General features: G+C 70.3%; 17 protein-coding genes and 1 riboswitch. Of the genes, 13 read left to right on the top strand and 4 right to left on the bottom strand.

Annotated features, from left to right (window positions below; all coding sequences use genetic code 11):
• Positions 1 to 242: 242 nt before the first annotated feature.
• A complete protein-coding gene (gene rnhA, locus ACGFJ7_RS17735) occupies positions 243 to 707 on the bottom strand; it encodes a ribonuclease HI (protein WP_360240788.1) in 465 nt (154 codons plus the stop codon).
• Positions 708 to 779: 72 nt separating this feature from the next.
• On the opposite strand from rnhA, the gene ACGFJ7_RS17730 reads away from it, so the two are divergent.
• The 6 genes from ACGFJ7_RS17730 (at position 780) to ACGFJ7_RS17705 (ending at position 5,877) form a co-directional block, all read left to right on the top strand.
• On the top strand, positions 780 to 1,691 hold the full coding sequence (locus tag ACGFJ7_RS17730) for an ABC transporter ATP-binding protein (RefSeq protein ID WP_360240785.1): 912 nt from the start codon (positions 780 to 782) through the stop codon (positions 1,689 to 1,691).
• Entirely contained in the window at positions 1,688 to 2,443 is a 756-nt protein-coding gene (locus tag ACGFJ7_RS17725) for an ABC transporter permease (protein ID WP_360240782.1), read from the top strand. The genes ACGFJ7_RS17730 and ACGFJ7_RS17725 overlap by 4 nt, the downstream gene beginning before the upstream one ends.
• Positions 2,444 to 2,523: 80 nt before the next feature.
• Positions 2,524 to 3,357 carry an ABC transporter ATP-binding protein gene (locus ACGFJ7_RS17720; RefSeq protein ID WP_360240779.1) on the top strand — a complete coding sequence of 278 codons (834 nt, stop codon included), beginning with the start codon at positions 2,524 to 2,526 and terminating at the stop codon, positions 3,355 to 3,357.
• Positions 3,354 to 4,142: an ABC transporter permease gene (locus ACGFJ7_RS17715; RefSeq protein ID WP_392642719.1), complete on the top strand. Its 789-nt coding sequence runs from the start codon at positions 3,354 to 3,356 to the stop codon at positions 4,140 to 4,142. The genes ACGFJ7_RS17720 and ACGFJ7_RS17715 overlap by 4 nt, the downstream gene beginning before the upstream one ends.
• Positions 4,139 to 5,263 (top strand): sensor histidine kinase, encoded by a 1,125-nt coding sequence (locus ACGFJ7_RS17710; protein ID WP_392642718.1) that lies wholly within the window; start codon positions 4,139 to 4,141, stop codon positions 5,261 to 5,263. The genes ACGFJ7_RS17715 and ACGFJ7_RS17710 overlap by 4 nt, the downstream gene beginning before the upstream one ends.
• Positions 5,260 to 5,877, top strand: coding sequence for a response regulator transcription factor (locus ACGFJ7_RS17705; RefSeq protein WP_360240770.1), 618 nt, complete (start codon positions 5,260 to 5,262; stop codon positions 5,875 to 5,877). Before ACGFJ7_RS17710 ends, ACGFJ7_RS17705 begins: the two co-directional genes overlap by 4 nt.
• A gap of 18 nt (positions 5,878 to 5,895) precedes the next feature.
• On the opposite strand, the gene ACGFJ7_RS17700 is transcribed toward ACGFJ7_RS17705, so the two are convergent.
• Positions 5,896 to 6,579 carry an alpha/beta hydrolase gene (locus ACGFJ7_RS17700; RefSeq protein ID WP_360240767.1) on the bottom strand — a complete coding sequence of 228 codons (684 nt, stop codon included), beginning with the start codon at positions 6,577 to 6,579 and terminating at the stop codon, positions 5,896 to 5,898.
• A 158-nt stretch (positions 6,580 to 6,737) separates the two neighbouring features.
• On the opposite strand from ACGFJ7_RS17700, the gene ACGFJ7_RS17695 reads away from it, so the two are divergent.
• The 7 genes from ACGFJ7_RS17695 (at position 6,738) to ACGFJ7_RS17665 (ending at position 14,606) form a co-directional block, all read left to right on the top strand.
• A complete protein-coding gene (locus tag ACGFJ7_RS17695) occupies positions 6,738 to 6,980 on the top strand; it encodes a hypothetical protein (RefSeq protein ID WP_360240764.1) in 243 nt (80 codons plus the stop codon).
• Positions 6,980 to 7,948 carry an FAD:protein FMN transferase gene (locus ACGFJ7_RS17690; protein ID WP_392642717.1) on the top strand — a complete coding sequence of 323 codons (969 nt, stop codon included), beginning with the start codon at positions 6,980 to 6,982 and terminating at the stop codon, positions 7,946 to 7,948. The genes ACGFJ7_RS17695 and ACGFJ7_RS17690 overlap by 1 nt, the downstream gene beginning before the upstream one ends.
• Entirely contained in the window at positions 7,945 to 8,517 is a 573-nt protein-coding gene (locus ACGFJ7_RS17685; RefSeq protein ID WP_392642716.1) for a ferric reductase-like transmembrane domain-containing protein, read from the top strand. The genes ACGFJ7_RS17690 and ACGFJ7_RS17685 overlap by 4 nt, the downstream gene beginning before the upstream one ends.
• Entirely contained in the window at positions 8,514 to 9,674 is a 1,161-nt protein-coding gene (locus ACGFJ7_RS17680; RefSeq protein WP_392642715.1) for an NADH-ubiquinone oxidoreductase-F iron-sulfur binding region domain-containing protein, read from the top strand. Before ACGFJ7_RS17685 ends, ACGFJ7_RS17680 begins: the two co-directional genes overlap by 4 nt.
• Entirely contained in the window at positions 9,671 to 9,931 is a 261-nt protein-coding gene (locus ACGFJ7_RS17675) for a ferredoxin (RefSeq protein ID WP_360240752.1), read from the top strand. The genes ACGFJ7_RS17680 and ACGFJ7_RS17675 overlap by 4 nt, the downstream gene beginning before the upstream one ends.
• 412 nt (positions 9,932 to 10,343) lie before the next feature.
• A complete protein-coding gene (locus tag ACGFJ7_RS17670) occupies positions 10,344 to 11,522 on the top strand; it encodes a hypothetical protein (protein WP_392642714.1) in 1,179 nt (392 codons plus the stop codon).
• 140 nt (positions 11,523 to 11,662) lie between these two features.
• Positions 11,663 to 11,742: riboswitch (cyclic di-GMP riboswitch) on the top strand.
• An 89-nt stretch (positions 11,743 to 11,831) separates the two neighbouring features.
• Complete coding sequence (locus ACGFJ7_RS17665; protein WP_360240747.1) at positions 11,832 to 14,606, top strand: Calx-beta domain-containing protein; 2,775 nt, start codon at positions 11,832 to 11,834, stop codon at positions 14,604 to 14,606.
• 45 nt (positions 14,607 to 14,651) lie between these two features.
• Here the strand turns inward: ACGFJ7_RS17665 and ACGFJ7_RS17660 are convergent, their stop codons facing one another.
• Positions 14,652 to 16,550, bottom strand: coding sequence for an ABC transporter ATP-binding protein (locus ACGFJ7_RS17660; RefSeq protein ID WP_392642741.1), 1,899 nt, complete (start codon positions 16,548 to 16,550; stop codon positions 14,652 to 14,654).
• Between the two features lie 115 nt (positions 16,551 to 16,665).
• Entirely contained in the window at positions 16,666 to 18,402 is a 1,737-nt protein-coding gene (locus ACGFJ7_RS17655) for an ABC transporter ATP-binding protein (RefSeq protein WP_360240741.1), read from the bottom strand.
• Position 18,403 lies beyond the last annotated feature (1 nt).

Below are 18,403 nucleotides of genomic sequence, written 5' to 3'. Positions count from 1 at the left end.
CGGTTCGAGGCTTTCTCGTATCCGGCCCGGTAGGCCTCTTCCCGCTCGTGTGCCGCCTGGTGTTTCTGGTGGAGCCGGCCGGCGGCGTACCCGCAGCACGCGAAGAAGACGGCTACGAGGATGAAGATCAGCACTGAATCGCCGGGCGCGGTCATGTACTGATTGTGACTAAATGGATAGACCGGAAGCTATGGCCCGTTTGACGTACCCCGATCGAATTAACTCGAAGGCTCAAGTTCTCGTCAGCCTCCGATCGTCGTGCCGGCCGCCACCGCCTCCTGCAGGCCCCGGGCGGCCAGGCGGTCCGCTCTCTCGTTCTCCGGGTGGCCGGCGTGGCCCTTCACCCAGTGCCACTGCACGTCGTGCCGGCGGACCGCCTCGTCGAGGCGCTGCCACAGGTCGACGTTCTTGACCGGTTGCTTGGCCGACGTCTGCCAGCCGTTCGCCTTCCAGCGGGGCAGCCATTTCGTGATGCCGTCCCGTACGTAAATGCTGTCGGTGTAGAGCTTGACCGTCATCGGCGCCCGGTTGAGCGTCTCCAAGGCCCGGATCGGCGCCATCAGCTCCATCCGGTTGTTCGTCGTCGACTCGGCGGAGCCGCCGCACAGGTCCTTCTCCTTGGCGCCGTAGCGCAGGACCGCGCCCCATCCGCCGGGCCCGGGGTTGGGGGCGCAGGCCCCGTCGGTGTAGATCTCCACCACGCTCATGCCAGCACCTTATTAGCCGGGAATCGGCGGGACGTAAGGTAGGGAAGTTGCGCTGAGTGAGGGCGGGCGGTTTTGACTGACGACGCGGTCCAGGTACGGGACGTGGTCGTGCGCTACGGCGACACGACCGCGGTCCATGGTGTGTCGCTGACCGTGCCGCGCGGCCGGGTTCTGTCCCTGCTCGGGCACAACGGCGCCGGCAAGACCAGCCTTCTGCAGGTGTGTGAGGGCTTCCGCCGGGCCGACGGCGGGCAGGTGCGGGTGCTCGGGCTCGACCCGATGGACGACCACGACGAGCTCATGCCCCGGCTGGGCATCATGCTGCAGTCGGGCGGCGTCTACCCGTGGGCCACGGCCGGCGAGATCCTGCGGCTTTTCGCGAGCTTCGCCGCGAACCCGCTCGACGTCGACATGCTGCTCGACCGGCTGGGTCTGCGGCGATTCGAGCGTACGAGGTTCCGGCGGCTCTCCGGCGGTGAACAGCAGCGGCTGTCGCTGGCGATCGCGCTGGTCGGGCGGCCCGAGCTGGTCTTCCTCGACGAGCCGACGGCCGGCATGGACACCGAGGCCCGCCACACCACCTGGGAACTGATCGAGCAGCTGCGCGCCGACGGCGTGTCGGTGCTGCTCACCACCCATCTGCTGGACGAGGCCGAGCGGCTGGCGGACGAGGTCGTCATCATGCGTAACGGGCTGGTCGCCGCCACCGGCACGCCGGCCGAGCTGACCGCCGCGGCCGGCATCGACCTGCTCGAGGTGCGGGCCGACGCCGGTCTGGTTCCCGACGGTCGCCTGGCCCCTCTCCAGGTCACCGAGACCAGCCCGGGGGAGTACGCCGTCACGGGCGCCCTCGACGCGGCCACCATCGCCGGCGTGCTGGGCTGGTTCGCCAGCGTGGGGGCCACGGTCACCTCGCTGAACACGCGCCGGCGCACCCTCGAGGACGTCTATCTGGCCCTGACCAGAGCGGAAGCTTATCGATGAGTACCTTCGCACCGGCTCCGGGCCGGGCTCCCATGCGCGCCGTGCTGTCCAGTCAGATCCGGATGGAGCTGGTGCTGACCGCCCGGCGTGGCGAGGCCGTCGTGCTGGCCATGGGCGTGCCTCTGCTGGTGCTGCTCGGTGCCGGCCTCACCAAGGTCACCAACGTGCCGGGCGACGACCGGCTGGCGTTCGTGGTGCCGGGTGTGCTGGCGCTGACCGTGATGTCGACCGCCTTCACCGGCCAGGCCATCACGACCGGCTACGAGCGCAGCTACGGCGTACTCAAGAGACTCGGTGCCTCTCCGCTGAGCCGTCCCGGCCTGCTGTTCAGCAAGACCACGGCCGTGCTCGGCCTGATCGTCGTGCAGCTTCTGGTGCTGGCCCTGGTCGGCGTGGCGGTGGGCTGGCGGCCGCATTTCGGGCAGATCCTTCCGGCGCTCGGGGTCACGGTGCTGGCCACCGCGGCGTACAGCGGCCTGGCCCTTCTCCTGGCGAGCGTGCTGCGCCCGGAGACCACGACCGCCGCCGCCACCCTGATCTACGTGCTGATGCTCGCCGCCGGCGGCATCATGTTCGCCGCGCCCGATCTGGGCACGTTCGGCTGGTTCGTGCTGCCGCTGGCCGCGCACGCCGAGGCGCTGCGGGCCACCCTCTCGCACGACGCGCCGATCCCGGCGCCGATCTGGCTGAGCCTGGCGTTGTGGGCCGTCGTCTTCGTGACCGCCGCCGCCCGCAAGTTCAAATGGGAGTAGCTGTCAACCGATCGGTTGACAGTCATTGACGACCGCCCGGTCGTATCGCCGGGCACCTATGAGAAGACACCATCAATGGCATGAACGCCATTGAGGTACGGGGGCTTCGCAAGTCCTACCGCGGCCAGGAAGTGGTCCGCGGCATAGATCTCGAGGTGGCCCGGGGCGAGGTGTTCGCCCTGCTCGGCCCGAACGGCGCCGGCAAGACGACGACCACCGAGATCCTCGAGGGGCACCGCAAGCGGGACGGCGGCGAGGCGAGCGTGCTCGGCGCCGATCCGGCCACGGGAGGCCGTCAGTGGCGGGCCCGGATCGGCATCGTGCTGCAGGACGCCGACGACGCGGCGGACCTGTCCGTGGTGGAGATGGTGCGGCACATCGCCGGCTTCTATCCGAACCCGCGCCCGGCGGCCGAGGTGATCGACCTGGTCGGCCTGACCGCCAAGGGCAAGAGCCGCATCCGGGCGCTCTCCGGCGGCCAGCGGCGCCGCCTCGATGTCGCGCTCGGCATCGTGGGCCGTCCCGAACTGCTCTTCCTGGACGAGCCGACCACCGGGTTCGACCCGCAGGCGCGGCGGCAGTTCTGGGACCTGATCCGTGAGCTGGCCGCCGAGGGCACCACGATCCTGCTGACCACGCATTACCTGGAGGAGGCGGAGGCGCTGGCCGACCGGCTGGCCGTGCTGGCCGAGGGCCGGATCCTGGCCGAGGGCACGCCGGCCACCCTGGGCGGTGGAGCGCAGGCGACCAAGGTGACCTGGCGCGACGACGGCGTACTGAAAGAAGAGCAGGTCGCCGATCCGACCGAGCTGATCCGCAAGCTCGTCGCCACCGAGGCCGACCTGCGCACGCTGACCGTCACCCGGCCGACTCTCGAGGACGTCTACCTCAACCTGATCAAGGGGGACAAATGAGCACGGCGACCATGGGGTTCAGCCGCGGCCACGTCGAGCTGCTGATGTTCCTCCGCGACCGCACCGCGGTGATCTTCACCTTCGCCTTCCCGGCGATGCTGCTCCTGCTGTTCGGCACGATCTTCGGCGACGAGTACACCGAGGCCGGGGTCAGCGCCAGCAACGTCTTCTCGGCCAGCATGATCGCGTACGGCATCCTCTCCACCGCCTTCGTCACGATGGGCGCCGGCCTGGCCATGGACCGCGAGGACGGCACGCTCAAGCGGTTGCACGGCACGCCGATCACCGCCACGTCGTACGTACTCGGGAAATTGATCCTGGTCTTCGCTCTCAGCGTGGCCGAGGTGGTCCTGCTGGTGGGCGTGGGCGCGCTGGTCTTCGACATGCCCCTGCCCGACGCGAGTCACTGGATGACCTTCGCCTGGCTGTTCCTGCTCTCGGTGACGACGTGCTCGCTGCTGGGCATGGCGGTCAGCGGCATCGTCAAGCACGCCCGGACGGCCGGCGCGATCCTGAACGTGCCGGTGGTGGCGCTGCAGTTCATCTCGGGTGTCTTCATCTACCCGGTGACCCAGCTGCCGACCTGGTTGATCAACGTGGCGGCGATCTTCCCGGTGAAGTGGATGGCGCAGGGTTTCCGTTATGTCTTCCTGCCCGACGCCATGAAGGACCAGGAACCGGCCGGCCAGTGGGAGCTGGGTCGCATCGCCTTGGTGCTGGGCGCCTGGTGTGTGATCGGATTGGTCCTGTGCCTGCTGACCTTCCGCTGGAGCCGCGACAAGTGACCTCCACCGGCGAGGTGCACAACAGCTACCCCGGGGCTTGGGAGACCTTCCTCGGGGTGGTCGCGGCGGTCGTCTCGCTTGCGGTCTTCCTGTCGTACGGGTTCCCGCTGTGGCAACGCCTCGTCGCGATCGGCGCGGTCGCCGCCATCGTGATCCTGCACCTGGTGTGGGGCCGCAAGGTCATCCGCGGCGACCGGGGCCACGTGCCCCTGCTGGCCGCCCAGCTGGTGCTGTTCGCGATCGCCATCGTGACCGTGCCGGTGATGAACTGGCTGCTCTTCGCCATCATCCCGCTGATCTTCCAGATGGTCCGGCTCCGCGCGGCGGTCATCGCGGTCGTGGCGATCGTCCTGGTGCCGCCGGTGGCCGACCTGTTCCTGCGCCCCGGGCAGATCATCCCGGACCTGATCATCGCGGTCATCTCGGCCGCGTCGGGCATCTGGCTCGGCTTCTGGATCACCCGGGTGATCGAGCAGAGCGTGGAACGCCGCCACCTCATCGCCGAACTGGAGGCGAGCCGCACCGAGGTGGCCCGCCTCTCCCGCGAGGCCGAGCGCAGCCACCTGGCGGCCGAGATCCACGACACCCTGGCCCAGGGCTTCACCAGCATCATCACGCTGCTGCAGTCGGTCGACCCGGAGTTGCGCGACGAACGGCTGGCGCTGGCCGTCCGTACCGCCAAGGAGAACCTGGCCGAGGCGAGGGCCCTGGTCGGGGCCCTGTCACCCTCGCCGTTGGCTTCGGCTTCACTGCCCGAGGCCGTACGCCGTCAGGCGCACCGCTTCGCCGAGGAGTCGGGCGTGCCGGCCACGTTCCGCACGAGCGGCGACGAGCGCGCCCTGCCGACGGCGGTCGAGGTGGTGGTGTTGCGGGCGGCGCAGGAGGCGCTGACCAACGTGCGGCGGCACGCCGCGGCCAACGAGGCGTCGGTGCTCCTGGCCTACACCCCGTCCCGCGTCCGCCTGGTGGTCCGCGACGACGGCCGGGGCTTCGAGCCGTCCGCGGCCGACGGGTTCGGCCTGTCCGGCATGCGCCAGCGGGCCACCCAGATCAACGGCGACTTGCGGGTACGCAGCGATCCCCGGGCCGGCACGACGATCGAGCTGGAGGTCCCCACGTGATCCGCATCATCCTGGTCGACGACCACCCCGTGGTCCGGCACGGCCTGCGCGGCATGCTCGAGGCGGAACCCGACCTGACCGTGGCGGGCGAGGCGTCCTCGGGACCCGAGGGCGTGTCGCTGGCCGCGTCCCTGCTCCCCGACATCGTCCTGATGGACCTGCGCATGCCCGGCGGCGACGGCGTGACGGCCACCGAGCAGATCACCGCCCGGGTCCCCGGCGTCCGGGTCCTGGTCCTGACCACGTACGAGTCCGACCGCGACATCCTGCGCGCCATCGAGGCCGGTGCCGGCGGATACCTGCTGAAGGACGCCTCCCCGGCCGATCTGGCGAACGCGGTCCGGGCCGCCGCCCGGGGCGAGACCGTGCTGTCCCCGAGCGTGGCCTCCACACTGGTCCGGCAGGTGCGCAAGCCCGCCCCGCCGGCCCTGTCGGCCCGCGAGACCGAGGTCCTGCGCCTGGTCGCCAAGGGCCTGACGAACGCCGACATCGGCCGCTCCCTCTACATCTCCGAGGCCACCGTGAAGACGCACCTGTTGCGGGCGTTCACCAAGCTCGACGTCGCCGACCGGACCGCGGCGGTCACCACGGCGATGGAGCACGGCCTGATCTGACGGCGCCGCCGGGCCGGGTCAGCGTTCGGCGAAGCGCTGGATGAAGGCCAGGCTGGTCTGGCAGACCTCCAGCCAGCCCTGGTCGATGGTCAGCGCGTGGCCGCGGGCCGGAATGGTGACGGACTCGGTGAGACCGGTGTTGCGCTGGTGCCGGGCGTACACGTCCTCGGCCATCGCGGGCGGCACGGTCCGGTCCTGGTCACCCGAGATGATCAAAATCGGGCCACGGTACGGGTTGTCCGTGTCCACTTTGATCTCGGTGTCGGCCGAGTCGGCCACGAAGGACTCGGGCGCGGCGAACTCGCGGGCCTCCTCCGGGCCGAGGGTGTCGGCAAGGGCCTCGCGGAACTGCCCGGAGGTCGGCGGGGCCGGGGTGCCGGCGATCGCCACGGTGGCGACGGACAGGCCGCGGCCGGCCAGCAGCTGGGCCAGCAGGGCGCCGAACGAGTGGCCGACCAGGGCCGGCTGCTTCTCCAGGCGGCCGACCACCTGGTCGTAGTGGTCGGCGACCTCGGTGACGGTGAGGGGTTCGAGGGGCGTGGACGGGACCACCGGGGCGTATCCGGCGGCCCGGAAGGTCTGCGCCCAGCGGGTCCAGGCGGTGGGCCGCAGCCACAGGCTGGGCAGGAAGACGACAGGGGTCAGTCCGCTCGCATTGGCCTGGTCGATGTCGTCGATGGTGTGCAGCGGGATGACGGACATACCGATGACGGTAAGGAAACCGCAGGTCACCGCTCTACCGTCAAACGACGTACCGGCCCCGGGCTCACAGGAACCACCAAGCCGGGGCACAGGCCAGGGCGAGGCGGAACCCGCACCGTGGTTGAGGTGTCAAGCAATCACACGTGAGGGGGCCCGGGATGAAGCGGGAGACCGGACTGCGGCGCACCGCGCTGCTCACCGGAGCACTGGTGGCGGCGTCGGCGGTGGGAACCGCGGCCGTCGCCGTGGCCGCGTACGCGTCGGACAACAGCACGACCACCGTCACCACGACCGACAATGCGGACACGACGACGACCACGAACAACGACTCGCCGTCGCTGTCGACCGACGACGGCACCACCTCCGGCGGCAGCAGCGGCGCCACCTCGGGCGGCTCCTGATGCCCCTCACCGAAACGCTGCCGATCGGCGCCGACACCGCACAGTGGAACGTCTGGGGCACGGTGGCCCGCGTCGTCGTCACCGACCCCGCCGCGACCGGCGAGGCGGCCGCTCTCGTCCGCGACGAACTCGCCGCCGTCGATCTGGCCTGCAGCCGCTTCCGCGCCGACTCCGAACTCCGCCGGCTCACGCCTGGCCGCGCCGTCGCGGTCAGCCCGCTGCTGGCCGACCTGGTGGCGGCCGCGCTGAGGGCCGCCCGGGAGACCGGCGGCGACGTCGACCCGACGATCGGGGCCGCCCTCCACGGGCTCGGCTACGACCGGGACTTCGCCGCCCTTCAGGGGTTCGGCGACGACCGGGATGCCGGCGCTCCCCACGGGCTCGGCTACGACCGGGACTTCGCCGCCGTCACCGGGCGCCGGGTGGGGCCGGCCGTCCGGGTCTTCGCGGCGCCCGACTGGCGCTCGGTCCGGCTGGACGACGGCCGTCTGACCGTGCCCACCGGTGTGCTGCTCGACCTCGGCGCGACGGCCAAAGCGGTGGCCGCCGACCGCTGCGCCGCCCTGGTCGCGCGGCGGCTCGGCGTCGGCGCGATGGTCGCGCTGGGCGGCGACATCGCCACCGCCGGCGCCGGGCCCGACGGCGGGTGGAAGGTGCTGGTCCAGGACAGACCCGGAGACCCTGCCCAGGCCGTACGGCTGCCGTCCGGCGCGGCGATCGCCACGTCGAGCACCGCCGGCCGTACGTGGGGACATCTGCACCACATCCTCGACCCGCGCACCGGCCTGCCCGCCCCGCGCGTCTGGCGCACGGTGTCGGTCGCCGCGTTCTCGTGTCTGCGGGCGAACACGCTGACCACCGCCGCCGTCGTCCGCGGGCGGCGGGCCGCCGGACTGCTCCGCGGCGTGCCGAGCCGCCTGGTCACCCCGGAGCTCGGCGTCGTCCGGCGGGGCGGGTGGCCGTCGTGAGCGACGCGCTCTGGTACTTCGCGCGGGGCAGCGGCGTCGTCTCGCTGGTCCTGCTGACGGTCGTGGTCGCCCTGGGCATCGGGGCCAGGTCCGGTCGTACGGCGTTCAGCCTGCCCCGTTTCGCCGTGAACCTGTTGCACCGCAACGCCGCCCTGCTGGCGGTCGTGTTCCTGGTACTGCATGTGGTCAGTCTGCTCTTCGACCCGTACGCGCAATTGAGGCTCTTCGATCTGGTCCTGCCGTTCGCCGGCAACTACCGGCCGCTCTGGCAAGGGCTGGGCACGCTCGGCCTCGACCTGATGATCGCGATCGTGGTGACGAGCCTGCTGCGGCACCGGATCGGCGCCCGCGCCTGGCGGGCCGTGCACTGGCTGACCTACCTGTGCTGGCCGGTGGCGCTGATGCACGGCCTCGGCACCGGATCCGACAACGGCACGGTCTGGCTGTGGGCGATCTCCCTGGTGTGTGCCGCCGGGGTGCTGGCCGCCGTGGTGTGGCGGCTGACCCCGAACTTCACCCGTTTCCCGCGGCGCGCCAAACGGCTGCGCCTTTTGGAGGAGGTCCGATGAGCGTCACGGAGGCGCCCACGGGCGTCGTGCAACGCCGGCTGCTCGCCGACGGCGAGCACGGCCCGCTACCCACCCCCGACGCCGCCCAACTGGTCGGCCTGGCCCGCGACGCCGGCCTGACCGGCCGCGGCGGCTCCGGCTTCCCGCTGTGGCGCAAACTCACCGCGGTGATCGCCTCCGGCCGCCCACCCGTGATCATCGCGAACGGCGCCGAGGGCGAACCGGCCTCGGGCAAGGACAAGGCCCTGCTCGCCCACCGGCCCCACCTGGTGCTGGACGGCCTGCAACTGGTGGCCCAGGCGGCCCGGGCCTCGACCGCCTACCTGTACGTGCCGAGACCGTCCGCCTTCCGCGCAGTGCTGGCGGCCCGCCGCGACCCGATCCCGATGACGCTGGTAGCGGCCCCCGACGCGTTCGTGGCAGGCGAGGAATCGGCGGTGGCCTCGGCGGTCGCCGGCCGGGGCGCGCTTCCGGCCGACAAACCGACCCGCCTGCCCGACACCGGAACGCTGGTCCAGAACGTGGAGACACTGGCCCACCTGGCGATGATCGCCCGCTACGGCGCGGGCTGGTTCCGGGCGGCCGGCACCTACGACGAGCCCGGCACGTTCCTGGCCACGGTGAGCGGCGCGGTGGCGGCCCCGGGCGTGGTCGAGGCGGGCTACGGCGTGACGCTGGGCGCCCTGATCGCCGCCGCGGGCGGCCCGGCCGCCGGCCTGGCGGCGGTGCTGGTCGGCGGCTACCACGGCGCCTGGGTCCCGGCCGACCCCGCCCTGCCGATCAGCCGGGCCGCCCTGGCCCCGTTCGGCGCGTCCCCCGGCGCCGGCGTGGTGACGGCCCTGCCGGCGGGCGCATGCGGCTTGACGGAGACCGCACGCATAGCGGGATACCTGGCCGACCAGTCCGCCGGCCAGTGCGGCCCATGCGTCAACGGCCTGCCCCGCCTGGCGTCGACCCTGTCCGACCTGGCCACCTTCCGAACCCGCCCCGGCCTCCCGGCCGAGGTGGACCGCCTGACCCGCCTGGTCACCGGCCGTGGCGCCTGCCGCCACCCCGACGGCACAGCCCGCCTGATCGCCAGCGCCATGCGCGCCTTCCACACCGACGTGGCGGCCCACTTGGCCGGCCGCTGCCTGGCCACGGAGGCCCGAGCATGACCCGCCTGCACATCGACTGGACGGCCTGCGACGGCCGCGGTCTCTGCGCCGAACTCCTCCCGGAACTGCTGGCCGAGGACGACTGGGGTTACCCGATCGCCCGCGACGGCAGCCCGTCGCCCGCCGTACCGGGACCGCTCGAGCCGGCCGCCCAGCGCGCCGTCGACCGCTGTCCGGCTCTCGCCCTGCGCCTGCTCCGCGACGCGGAACGGCCGGTCGCTCGCTCGCAAAAGCTAGTAACGCGTTCGCCTTCCTAGATGGCCCCCGGTTCGGTTGTGCGTCGCGCCGTCCAGATCGGGTAGCCACGCGGCGCGGCGCGGCGGCAGCGATGAGAACCGCGGCCACCGCACCAGTCTGCCGCACGCGGCGCGCGCCGCCGGGTTATCCACAATCCGTGGCTGTCCACAGGCCGTCGGCATGACCTTGGCCGTTTCCGGGAGGATCGGAGTGGGATGGTCCCCCTGGGTGGGCGGGACCTGCCTGGTGGGCTGCGGGACCTGCCTGGTGGGCTGCGGAACCTGCTCGTGCGGGCTGTGGGAACTGGTCGCGGCGCGGGAACTGCTCGCGAGCTGCGTGGGAACCGGTCGCGTGGCGCGGAAACCGCGCCTGCAGGCGACCCCACGCGCGTGGCGATTCGTCCGGCTTGTGGGGGGTCTCTACGATCGGTCGATGGCACGGGTGGTGCGCCTGCTTGTGGCGGTTCTGATCAGCGCTTTCGCGCTGCTCGGGGCGGTCCGGCTGGTTGCGCCCGCCGACGGTGCTTCGGGCGTACGCAAGCAATTGGCTTTTCTGAAGCACGAGCTCCAGTCCGGCGCGGCCGAGGAGGCCCAGCGCCAGTTCCCCGAGGGCTACTTCTTTCTGTACGCCCTGTACGGGCTCACCGCCGTCGACCTGAACGAGGTCGGCGAGGCCCGCTGGGCTCTCGGGCGGCTCGAGTCGGAGGCCGGGCGGGCGCCCTTCGGCGGGGACATGGCCCTTCAGTACGGCGTCTTCTACCGCGGCTGGACCAACTGGCTGCGCGGCGGCATCCTCTCCCGGCAGCGCGACGACGGGGAGCTGCGCCGTTTCGAGGAGGACTCGGCCGCGATCGCCGCCGCCTTCGACGCGTCGCCGACGCCGTTCCTGGCCTCCTATCCGGGGCGGGCCTGGCCGGTCGACTCGACCGTGGCCGTGGCCTCGTTGCGGCTGCACGACAAGCTGCTCACCCCGGCGTACGACACGACGGTGATCCGCTGGGTGGCCAACGTGCGGGCCCGTCTCGACCCGGCCACCGGCCTGATGCCGCACACGGCCGACGCCGACACCGGTGAGCCCACGTCGGGGGCGCAGGGCACGTCGCAGAGCATCATGCAGCGTTTCCTGCCCGAGATCGACCCCGAGTTCGCCCGGCAGCAGTACGGCCTGTTCCGCACCGGGTTCCTGGCCGCGCCGCTGGGGCTCGGCCCGACCGTGCGCGAACACCCGAACGGCACCGACGGCCCGCCGAACGTCGACTCCGGCCCGCTGGTCCTCGGCGTCAGCCTCTCGGCGACGGTGGTGACCATCGGCGCAGCCAAGGTCCAGGGCGACGAGTCGCTGGCCGACGGACTGGCCACCTTCGGCGAGGTGGCCGGGCTCCCGGTGTCGACCCCGTGGACCAAGAGGTACGCCCTCGGCGCGGCCCCGATCGGCGACGCTTTTCTGGCCTGGTCGAAATCAGCCCGTCCCTGGGTCTTTGCTCATTCTTCGCCGCCAAAGCGCCAGATGTCCTATTTCTGGAAGAGTCCTTTGCTGGTGTTCTTTTTGGCCCTCGGATCTGCTCCGTGGCTGGTAGGGGCCGCGTGGCGTCGGCGTTCTTCGATGCTGTGATGCGCGCCTTAGGCGGATTTAAGCCGAATAAAGCATTCCGCCGTTAACGGGGGGATACGCCGGTTAGATTACGGAAGGCGCGACCTCACGCGTTGTTCAGACCGGCTCGGCCGGTCCCTCCGAACCGCCCTCAGGTGCGGTGCCCGAACAGGCAAACCCGTCGCAAGGCGGGGACGCAAAGCCAGGGGCCTCCCCCGACGGAGGCAGCCCAGCCGCCGAAGGAGAAGGAAAGACATGCGCTATCCCAAAGCCCATGCAGATTCGAGCGGCTCGGTCCCGTTCGCTCTGCGTGGACGCAAGAACTCACGAATGGTCCTCGCGACCGCCGTCGCGGGTGCCATCGGCTTCGTGCCGGTCGTCCTGGTGGCGACACCGGCGTTCGCCGCCAACACGCTCACCGCGACGGCCTCCGCAACGGAGGGGACGAACGCTTCCGTCTCCCTGACGCTGCATTCGGACACGGCCACCTCTTACACGATCACCACTGCCCCGGAGCCCTCCGTCGGTGTCGGAGGTGCGGTCGCGGGTCAGGACTACACGGCGCCTACCAGCCCCGTCGTCTTCGGTGCGCCAGGTGACCAGACGATCACCATCCCGATCACCGACGATGCCCTTTACGAGGGCACCGAAGCGTTCAAGGTGACGGCAACGCCGGGAGACGCCTCGGGCACGGTGAACAGTGTGATCACGATCACCGACAACGACACGGCGCCGTCCTACACGCTCACCGCCTCGCCGAATCCGGTGACCGAAGCGGCGGGTGCGAAGACGACCGTGACCGCGAGGCTCAGCGCCGTCTCGGGCATGAGCACGACGATCAACCTGACCACGGCGAACGGCACGGCCCTCTCGGGCAGTGACTACACCGCGCTCAGCTCGCAGCCGGTCGTCATCCCGGCCGGGCAGCTGACCGGCGTTCAGGACATCCTGATCACCAACGACACCACGAAGGACCAGGCCGACACCGAGGTCTTCTCGGTCAACGGCAGCGGCACCAACGTCTCGCCGACGGCGGCCAGCACGACGGTCAGCATCAACGACGCGCAGAGCACGCCCAAGCTGACACTGTCGGGCGGCGGCTCCGTCGCCGAAGGCAGCCCGGCCACGTTCACGGTGACCGCGGACACCGCGTCGGAGCTGCCGATCACGGTGCAGTGGAGCTCCGTGGACCCGACTCTTGCGTCGGGACACGGCACGGCCACGCCCGGCGACGACTTCGGTTACCCGGGCACGCGGGTGGTGACCCTCTCGCCCGGCCAGACGACCACCACCTTCTCGGTCTCGCTGACGGCCGACGGCGTGGACGAGCCGGACGAGGACTACGCCATCCAGCTGTCCAACCCGACCAACGCCGTTCTCGGCGCCACCACCAAGGCGGCGGGCACGATCACCGATGGCGACACCGCGCCGACGATGTCCATCACGCCGGCGGCGGTGGCCGAGGGCGACTCGGGCCGCAAGTACCAGAGCTTCACGGCCACCCTCAGCGCCAAGTCCGGAAAGACGGTCAAGGCCAACTGGGCGACCGGCGAGACGGCTCCCGGTGTCGGGTCCGCGGTGGCGGGCAAGGACTTCGTCTCGAACACCGGCACCCTGACGTTCGCGCCGGGCACGACGACGCAGACCTTCGCTGTCGAGATCATCGGCGACACGATCGACGAGGGGCCGGGCAACCGCACCAGCAGCACGGCCGGTGGTGAGACGTTCAACGTCACCACCAGCGGCGTCGCCGGTGAGGTCTCGCCGACCCTGACCGGATACGGGAACACCGCCATCACGATCACCGACGACGACGCCGCGCCGTCGTGGACCTTCGACGACTCCTCGGTCAAGGAGGGCAACGACGACCACGTCGTCCTGCTCCCGATCAAGCTCACCGGTTCGAGCGATCAGAGCATCAACCTGACGGTCGCCAACGCGGGCACCGGCACGGCGAAGGCCACCATCGGCACCACGCTCGGTGACCACGACTACGCCCTGCTGAACACCGCGGTGGCCATCGCGCCCGAGACCTCCATGGGCTACGCCGCCGTGCTGGTCTTCGGCGACAAGATGCGGGAGTCCGACGAGACGGTGAACCTCACCGCCACGCCGAACGCCACCACCGGCGGCGCCGCCTGGCTCGCCACCGCGGCGCTCGACGCGGCCACGCTGACCCTCACCAACGACGACGACGCTCCGGACCTGGAGATCAACAGCGTCGGCGGCAAGGAGGGCGAGACCGTCAACGTGACCGGCACGGTCACCGGTAGCTCGGACACCAACACCCTGCTGACGGTGACCTTCGCGGGCGGCTCGATCAAGGGCAGCAAGGCGGCCGACGAGAAGGACTTCACCAACCCGGGTGCCAAGGTCGTCACGATTCCGGCCGGCACGGTCTCCGGTGCCATCGTCCCGGTGGCCAGCCTGCCGCTGCTCGAGGACAAGACGGCGGAACCGGCCGAGACGATCGTCGGCTCCGGCGTCGGCCTGGGCAACGTCGGCACGGTGACCGACGGCGTCGTCACGATCGCGGCCAGTGAGGGCTCGACGCCGAACGAGCCGGGCGAGGCGCCCAAGCCGACCATCATGGCGATGGGACGTACCGGATCGGGGCCGGTGACCATCACCGGTAAGGTCGCCAAGGACGCCACCGTCGAGCTGTGGGGCGCGCCGATCGGTGGTGGCGAGCTCGAGTGGATCGCCAACGCCAAGGCCGGTCCGATGGGCAACTACTCCTTCACGCGGACGATCTCGGAGGGCATGCGTTTCATGACGCAGTCCCAGAAGGTCAACTCGGACGAGGTGAAGGTCATGGTGACCGTCGGCGTCACCCTGACGGCGTCGTCGCCGTCGAAGGGACGCGTCGCGGTGACCGTCAAGAGCGCTCCGAACGCCGCCGGCCGCAAGGTCGTGGTTCAGCGCTGGACCGGCCCCAACACCTGGACCAACATCCTGGTGAGCAAGGCCAACGTGAACGGCGCCTACGCCGCCACCACGACCGTGCCTTCCGGTGCTGTCGCGCTGCGGGCCTGGGTCGAGGGTGACGCCGACAGCGGCATCGTCACCGGCTGGTCGCCGATCGTCCGGCCGACCATCAAGTAAGCACCAGCAGTGAGTGAGGGGGCGGCCGGCCGGCCGCCCCCTCTGTCAATCCACTTCGGCGACGGCCTGGGCGAACTGGGCCGAGTAGAGCCGGGCGTACGCCGCGTCGGCCGCGATCAGCTCGTCGTGGGTGCCCTGTTCGACGATCGAGCCGTTCTCCATTACCAGGATCACGTCGGCGTCGCGGATCGTCGACAGGCGGTGCGCGATGACGAAGCTCGTACGGCCTTCACGCAGCGTGGCCATGGCCCGCTGGATCAGCACCTCGGTGCGGGTGTCGACCGAGCTGGTCGCCTCGTCCAGGATCAGGATGCTCGGCTCGGCCAGGAAGGCGCGGGCGATCGTGATCAGCTGCTTCTGGCCGGCGCTGACGTTCGAGCCCTCCTCGTCGATCACCGTGTCGTAGCCGTCGGGCAGCATCCGGACGAACTGGTCGACGTGGGCCGCCTCGGCCGCCTCCCGGACCGCGTCCATGTCGAACGAGTCGGCCCCGTAGGCGATGTTCTCGGCGATGGTGCCGCCGAACAGCCACGTGTCCTGCAGGACCATGCCCATGTGTTCGCGCAGCTGCTCGCGTGGCATGGTCGCGATGTCCACGCCGTCGAGGGTGATCCGGCCCGACGTCACGTCGTAGAACCTCATCAGCAGGTTCACCAGCGTCGTCTTGCCGGCCCCGGTCGGGCCGACGATGGCGACGGTCTGCCCCGGGCGTACGGCAAGGGAAAGGTCTTCGATCAGGGGTTTGTCCGGCAGGTAGCGGAACGAGACCTTCTCGAAGGCGATCTCGCCGCGGACCCGGCCCAGGTCGACCGGCCGCGGGTCGGGGCTCTGCTCGGGCGCGTCGAGCAGGGCGAACACCCGCTCGGCGGAGGCCACGCCGGACTGCACGAGGTTGGCCATGCTGGCGATCTGGGTGAGCGGCTGGCTGAACTGCCGCGAGTACTGGATGAAGGCCTGCACCTCGCCCAGGGTCAGCGCGCCGGAGGCGACCCGCAGGCCGCCGACGACCGCCACCAGCACATAGTTCAGGTTGCTGATGAACATCATGGCGGGCTGGATGAGCCCCGACATGAACTGCGCCTTGAACGACGAGGCGTACAACTTGTCGTTGTGCTCCTCGAAGGTCTTGCGGGCCTCGTCCTCGCGGCCGAACACCTTGACCAGCGAGTGGCCGGTGAACATCTCCTCGATGTGGCCGTTGAGCCGGCCGGTGGTGGCCCACTGGGCGACGAAGTTGGGCTGCGAGCGCTTGCCGATGGCCGTGGTGACCAGGATCGAGACGGGCACCGTGATCAGCGCGATCAGGGCCAGGATCCACGAGATCCAGAACATCGCCACCAGCACGCCCACGACCATGAGCAGGGCGGTCACGAGCTGGGCGAACGTCTGCTGGAGGGTCTGCGCGATGTTGTCGGTGTCGTTGGTGGCCCGGCTCAGCACCTCACCGCGCGGCTGCTGGTCGAAGTAGGACAGGGGCAGCCGGGACAGCTTGGCCTCGACCTGGTTGCGCAGCCGGTAGACGGCGGTCTGCACGACGTGCGCGGTGATCCGGCCCTGGAAGACGCCGAACAGCCATGCGCACACGTAGACGACGGCGACCCAGGTCAGCAGGTGGAACAGTTTGTCGAAGTCGATGCCCTGGCCGGGCACGAAGTCGACGGCGGCGAGCAGGTCGGCCTGGGTGTCGTTGCCCGCGGCGCGCATGGCCGCGATCGCCTCCTCTTTGGTGGCGACACCATGGATCGACTGGCCGATGAAGCCGGAGAAGATGATGTCGGTGCCCTTGCCCAGCAGGTACGGGCCGAGGACGGAGAGCACGACACTGCACGCGCCGAACAGCAGCACGAGGCCGACGAGCGCCCGCTGCGGTTTGAGCAGCCCGAGGAGGCGCTTGGTGGAGCCCTTGAAGTCCTGCAGTTTCTCGGGCGGCGCGCCGCCCGCCATCATCCTTGCGGCGGGTCCTCCCATCGGAGGACCGGGCCTTCTAACGGGAGCGGTCACGCTGTGCCTCCCAACCAATAAGAGACAAAGAGCGCGATCATGACGTCGCTGCGCTCGGTCATGCCGCGGCCTCCTGCTCGGTCAACTGCGACAAGACGATTTCCCGGTACGTGGGGTTGCTGTCCATGAGTTCGGTGTGGGTGCCCGTGCCGACCACGCGGCCGTCGTCGAGCACGATGATCCGGTCGGCGTCGCGGATGGTGCTCACCCGCTGGGCGACGATGACCACCGTGGCGTCGGCGATGTGGCCGGTGAGCGCGGACCGCAGCGCGGCGTCGGTCGCGTAGTCGAGCGCCGAGAACGAGTCGTCGAACAGGTAGATCTCCGGCCGGTGCACCAGCACCCGGGCGATGGCCAGCCGCTGCCGCTGGCCGCCGGAGACGTTCGTGCCGCCCTGCGCGATCGGCGCGTCCAGGCCACCCTCCATCCGCTCGACGAAGTCGCGGGCCTGCGCGACCTCCAGGGCCTCCCACAACTGCTCGTCGGTGGCGTCCGGATTCCCGTACCGCAAATTGGATCCGATCGTCCCGGAGAACAGATAAGGCTTCTGCGGTACGAGCCCGACGGTCCGGGCCAGCAGCTTCGGGTCGAGATCACGCACGTCGACCCCGTCGACCAGCACCCGGCCGCCGGTGGCGTCGAACAGCCGGGGGACCAGGTTGAGCAGTGTCGTCTTGCCGCTGCCGGTGCTGCCGATGACCGCCGTGACCTCCCGCGGCCGCGCGGTGAGGGCGACGCCGCTGAGCACGGCCGCCTCCGCGCCCGGGTAGTGGAAGTCGACGTTCTCCAGTTCGAGGTAGCCGTGCCGGCTGAGCTCGGTGACCGGGGCCGGTGGAAGCTTGACGCTGGACTCGGTGCCCAGGACCTCCTCGATCCGCTCGGCGCACACCTCGGCCCGCGGAATCATGACGAACATGAACGTCGCCATCATGATCGACATCAGGATCTGCATGAGGTAGCTGAGGAACGCGGTCAGCGCGCCGACCTCCATGGCGCCCGAGTCGATCCGGTGCCCGCCGAACCACAGCACGGCCACGCTCGACATGTTCACGATCAGCATGACGGTCGGGAACATCAGCGCCATCAGCTTGCCGGCCTTGAGCGACACGTCGGTGAGCTCGTCGTTCGAGACCTCGTAGCGGTCGCGTTCGCGCTCGTCGCGGACGAAGGCGCGGATCACCCGGATGCCGGTGATCTGCTCGCGCATCACGGTGTTGACCCGGTCGATCTTCACCTGCATCGACCGGAACAGCGGCCGCATCCGCACGATGATCACCGCGACCACGGAGACCAGGATCGGCACGATCACCAGCAGCATGGCCGACAGCGGCACGTCCTGCTTGAGCGCGAGCACGATGCCACCCACGCACATGATCGGCGCCGACACCATCAAGGTGAAGGTCAACAACACCAGCATCTGGATTTGCTGTACGTCGTTGGTGGTGCGCGTGATGAGCGACGGCGCCCCGAACTGGCCCACCTCACGGGCGGAGAACTCCTGCACCCGCCCGAAGATGGAGGCTCGCACGTCCCGGCCCACGGCCATGGCCGTACGGGCGCCGAAGTAGACCGCGACGATCTGGGCGGCGATCTGCGCGAGCGTGACCACGAGCATCCACCCGCCGATGCGCATCACATAGCCGGTGTCGCCCTTGACCACCCCGTTGTCGATGATGTCGGCGTTGAGGGTCGGCAGATAGAGAGTCGCGAGCGTCTGTACGAACTGGAAGAGCACCACCAGCCCGATGGCGCCCCTGTACGGCCGTAAATGACCGCGGAGCAGTTGGATCAGCACT

The organism is Actinoplanes sp. NPDC048988, assembly GCF_043197815.1.
Classification (GTDB): Bacteria; Actinomycetota; Actinomycetes; order Mycobacteriales; family Micromonosporaceae; genus Actinoplanes.
The sequence above is the reverse complement of the archived record's forward strand: the minus strand, read 5'-3'. Positions and strand labels throughout refer to the sequence as shown.